Source organism: Rhodococcus sp. BE178 (assembly GCF_050433545.1).
GTDB lineage: Bacteria > Actinomycetota > Actinomycetes > Mycobacteriales > Mycobacteriaceae > Prescottella.
This window is the reverse complement of record NZ_JBNPXA010000035.1, coordinates 1-4,125: the sequence shown is the minus strand read 5'-3', so window position 1 is coordinate 4,125 and position 4,125 is coordinate 1. Positions and strand designations below refer to the sequence as shown.

Annotated in this window: 4 protein-coding genes and 1 pseudogene; 2 read left to right on the top strand and 3 right to left on the bottom strand. The window is 62.1% G+C overall.

Annotated elements, in window-relative coordinates:
- Positions 1 to 222 precede the first annotated feature (222 nt).
- Positions 223 to 412, top strand: a pseudogene (locus J2X34_RS28355) (leucine zipper domain-containing protein); the annotation flags it as partial.
- 195 nt (positions 413 to 607) lie between these two features.
- On the opposite strand, the gene mihF reads toward J2X34_RS28355, so the two are convergent.
- The 3 genes from mihF to J2X34_RS28340 form a co-directional block, all read right to left on the bottom strand.
- Positions 608 to 919: an integration host factor, actinobacterial type gene (gene mihF / locus J2X34_RS28350; protein ID WP_114722047.1), complete on the bottom strand. Its 312-nt coding sequence runs from the start codon at positions 917 to 919 to the stop codon at positions 608 to 610.
- Between the two features lie 146 nt (positions 920 to 1,065).
- Positions 1,066 to 1,254, bottom strand: coding sequence for a hypothetical protein (locus J2X34_RS28345; RefSeq protein ID WP_147283511.1), 189 nt, complete (start codon positions 1,252 to 1,254; stop codon positions 1,066 to 1,068).
- Between the two features lie 597 nt (positions 1,255 to 1,851).
- On the bottom strand, positions 1,852 to 3,459 hold the full coding sequence (locus tag J2X34_RS28340) for an ABC transporter substrate-binding protein (protein WP_429520351.1): 1,608 nt from the start codon (positions 3,457 to 3,459) through the stop codon (positions 1,852 to 1,854).
- A gap of 163 nt (positions 3,460 to 3,622) precedes the next feature.
- On the opposite strand from J2X34_RS28340, the gene J2X34_RS28335 reads away from it, so the two are divergent.
- Positions 3,623 to 4,036, top strand: a complete 414-nt coding sequence (locus tag J2X34_RS28335) for a transposase (protein ID WP_429520350.1) — start codon at positions 3,623 to 3,625, stop codon at positions 4,034 to 4,036.
- Positions 4,037 to 4,125 lie beyond the last annotated feature (89 nt).

Here is a 4,125-nt window from a genome sequence, read left to right as displayed (position 1 = left end):
CGCAGACTCCGGCCGAGGAAGCAACGAGGCGCCGTCGGGGTCGCTCCCCGGCGGCGCCTCACCATGGCCTCTTGACAATCTTCTCTACATATCAGGTGTACTGCCCAGTCAGGTTGGTTGAACGAGTGCGTCGACAGGCTGTAGCCGGTTGTTGAACGAGGAAGGTCTCCTGTCGCGGAAGTGGAGCTGTTTGGGCACCCACTGCACCGACAGGAGACCTTCGTGGTCCACGCTGACGCACCACTGACCCCACGCGGGCGACTGCTGCTCGCCCGCCGCATCGTTTGACGAGGGCTGGCCCATCAGCACGGCCGCGGAACACTTCAACGTGTCCTGGCCGATCGCCAAGCGATGGGCGGTCCTCTATCAGGAAATGGGCGAGGCCGGCATGGTCGACCGATCCAGCCGGCCGTAGCGGAGTCCGAACCGCACCCTCAATCACCTCCGAAAGCACTCCGCCATCGGCAGGAACGCTCCCTTTGACCAGCGTCCCTGGGCAGTACAACCGGTCGGCACTGATCCTGCGGTGCGGCACTGCCCCAGCCGGTGCGCGCCGATACCCGAAAGGCCTGCGAGACGATCGCTCGCAGGCCTTTCGGCCGTCGGATCAGCCGAGTCGTTCGAGGAGTTCAGCGCGCTGGTTCGATCCCAGGCCACCCATGCGGCGGGTCTCGGAGATACCGAGATTGGTGATGATCTCGAGGGCGGTGGCCTTCCCGATCTTCGGCAGCGACTCGAGGATGTAGAGCACCTTGGCGCGGCTGACGGTCTCGTCGGTGCCGGCGCGGCCGAGGATCTCAGCGAAGGTCGACTTCCCGGTCTTGAGTTCCTCGCGGAGCGCGGCCCGGGCGCGGCGTGAGGCGGCGGCCTTCTCGAGCGCCTGGGCGCGCTGTTCAGGGGTCAGGGTAGGCAGTGCCATGTATCGGTCCCTTCATGGGAATATCTCGGCTGGTCAGCGTCGGGTGCGACCGTAGTACGCACCCCCGACAGGACGGGGTTCCTCGGTTCGATGGACGTTCGCGACATCCTCGCGCCGACCAGCATCACCGAGATCGGAGTCATCACTCACTTGCCGATGTTCGTTTCGCCGAGAATCGCAGCCACCATCTCCTCGTGAGTGATGGCGCCCTGCAGGAGCTGCACGGTCAGCTCCTCGTCGCGCGGGTCGACAGTCGCACCGCCCATCTCGACAATCGGCACGAGGCGCGCGTATACCGCCCGTGCATCGGCTTCACTGAGCTCCCTGCTGGTCATGTTCCCGCCCTCTGATGATTTCCACTTGCGGCGGCCGCGCCGACCGCGAGCAATGTACGCCGACAAGGTTCATCAGCGGCTACACCGCGAGGAGTGTTGTGGGGCAGAAGTCGTCGCAGCCTGTATGCCCACCGTGTAGCGGGCCGACAGCAGTCGACGGGTGTCGAACCAGTCGGCCCGTTCCATCGTCGCGTACTCGACGTCCTCGATGGCCTGAACGGGGAGGTGTACCGATTTCCGGCGTCGCGGGGGCGCCCCTTGCATGAAGTGCTCGGGGGCGGATTAGTCAATCCGCCGGTGCCAGGGCGACCGCTCACCCGAACTCATCAGGCAGCCTTCAGAGTCTCGTTGGTTTCCTCCGGATATCGAACCTCATGTTCGAGGTTCCTGATCCGCTTCTGTTCGTCGGTCGTGACGCCGAGGGAAGGGTTGGTCGGTGTCGATCTGGGCTTGCCGCACCCACTGGCGCTGTGACTAGGCCCCGACGCCCGGCTGGGTCGTCGATCCCTCTGGCACTGCCTCATGCCGCCCCCAACGTGGACACCGCGGGGGAGTGGTCAGGTTGTCGGGGGCGGCGCGAGGTCAGAAGGGCACTGCCTAGTCCGAGATCCAGATCTTGTCGAAGAGAACCAGCCCATCCATACCAGGCTTTGCGTCATGGATGTTTGGTGCCCAGGTGATGAAGTTTGCGCCCGATCCCAAAGGCACGATCGGCACATCCTCGTTGAGGATCGTCTGCATCTCCTCGAATCCAGTCCTGCGCTCCTCCTCGGTGGCGGCAGTCTGAATCTGAAAGATCACGTCATCCATCTTGGGATTGCTGTAGCCACTTACGTTTTGGCTGGATCCTGTCGTGAGCAAGCCTTGAAGCCGCAGGAGCGGGGCGGAGTCGGGCACCGCTGTGCCAGCAACACTCACGTCGAAGTCATGAGTGACATAAAATACTTTGGCAATATCGTTCTTAGTCGCATTAGGCTGGATTTCGACTTCGAAGCCGACATTCTGGAGCAGGGACTGCATCGCCAGCGCCAGATCGATCGACGCCGGATCTGTCAGCGATGCGAACGTCAATTTTCCGTTGTATCCATCTGCTTTGGCCTCATCGACGAGCTTGCGGGCGGCCTCGACGTCCTGAGTGGGACCGGGGATCGACCCGTGCATGTTGGACCACTCTTGGAACAGCTCGAGTCCAGGCGAGTTCAGTCCGTCCCTGGCGCGTTGATTGATGACGGCAGGGTCGATCGCCTTCACAATTGCCTGCCGGACACGGATATCGTGTGCGGCACGGCCTTGCCGGATATTGATAACGCCGTTGTCTACCATGCTTACCGGCTCGTAGTATCCGGGGAACTCGGCCCGCATCGTCTCGATGGCCTCTCCCCCTCTGAGGTACGCCATCTGCACCTCGCCCGTCTTGAGCGCATCGACCATTGGCTGCTCGCCGCGAAGGTCTACGAACTTGAGTCCGCCAATCTTCGGCTTCCCGCCCCAGTAGTCGTCGCGTGGCGCGAGAACGAGTTCGACTCCGGGATTGACAGATTTGACGGTGAACGGGCCAGCGCCGATCGGTTCGACAAATTTCCCGTCCTTGAACGAGTCCGGATGAGTAATCATGCCGAACCCGGAGGTCAGGAGCGTGGGAAAGTCGTTCCACGGATTGTTCAGGTAGTAGGTCACGGTACGGGGGTCGGGCGTCTCCATAGATCGCACGTTCGTCCGGAACTGGTCGGTGTTCGTTGCATTGCCCTCGGTCATACGATTGGTGCTGGCGACAACGGCCGCCGCGTCCAGGGTGTCGCCATTGCTGAACTTGACCCCGTCACGAAGTTTGACGGTCCACGAGAGTCTGTCGGGAGCCTCTGTGATCGACTCGGCCATCTGAGGAACAATGCCTGCGGATTCTGGGTCCCACCGCACCAGGACGTCGTAAATTGCGGCCATTTCGGTGCCGCCGAGCCAGGCGGAGGTCCTGCCCTTGATCGGGTCTAGAGTATTGGTGAGCGCATGCGATGCATACGTCAGAGTTGCATTTTCCTTTGCGTTTCCCTCGGGCGACTGCTCGCCAATCACCTGAGCCCTAACGAGTTTCGGCGTGTCGCTGCCGTCAGATGAGCCGGCGGAGGACGCACATCCGGCGGCTATGAGCCCACAAGTCGAAATGAGGACCAAGGCGGAAAGTGCCCGCCGATGATTCGTTCGCTTCATTACCGTCCTTCGGGGGTGTGTTTTCGACCTGACCGCGCGTTCAGACTGAGACTGGGAGTTCGGTTGCTGTAGGTCTCCTGATCACCAAGAGAGACCTGCATCACGTAGAGCACGTTAGCAGAGGTAATTTCTTCCTGGAAGAGAAGATTGGTTGCGGAGTGCCATGTGGCGTGCTCCGCCTAGGGTGTGTCTTCTAAATGTCGGTGATGGTTCGCGCGATGACTCTCGAGCGAGTCGCGAGTCTGTCTCGACGGATGTCCAGTGGGACCGGATCCTGCTGCTGCCGTCGTCGGCAGGGTTGCGGGGCCGCCCGTTCCGCGATAACCGTCGTGTCGTGGAGGGCATCGTCTGGCGCTATCGAGTGGGCGCTCCCTCGCGGGATGTGCGTCGATCGTTCGGCCCGTGGCAGACGTTGTGGAAGCGGCATAGCCGTTGCTCGGGCGATGGCACGTGGGGCAAAGACCAAACAATGGCGCGTGCTCGCCAGCCGCTGCGACAAACTCGCTCTCACATACCGCGGCGGAGCCGCCTCGGAGCCATCATGCTCTGGCTCACCGCAGTAGGAGATACGCCCTAGATGTACCCGGTCAGGACGTTGGTAGCGGGCGTGTCGGCTTGATGTGAAGAGAACCTCCGAGTGGGGTGTGGCTTGTCTAAGGCCCACAT

Bases quoted from the DNA above. Each gene is read 5' to 3' on its own strand.
- mihF (WP_114722047.1), bottom strand. From the start codon at position 919: ATGGCACTGCCTACCCTGACCCCTGAACAGCGCGCCCAGGCGCTCGAG.
- J2X34_RS28345 (WP_147283511.1), bottom strand. From the start codon at position 1,254: ATGACCAGCAGGGAGCTCAGTGAAGCCGATGCACGGGCGGTATACGCG.
- J2X34_RS28340 (WP_429520351.1), bottom strand. From the start codon at position 3,459: ATGAAGCGAACGAATCATCGGCGGGCACTTTCCGCCTTGGTCCTCATT.
- J2X34_RS28335 (WP_429520350.1), top strand. From the start codon at position 3,623: ATGTGGCGTGCTCCGCCTAGGGTGTGTCTTCTAAATGTCGGTGATGGT.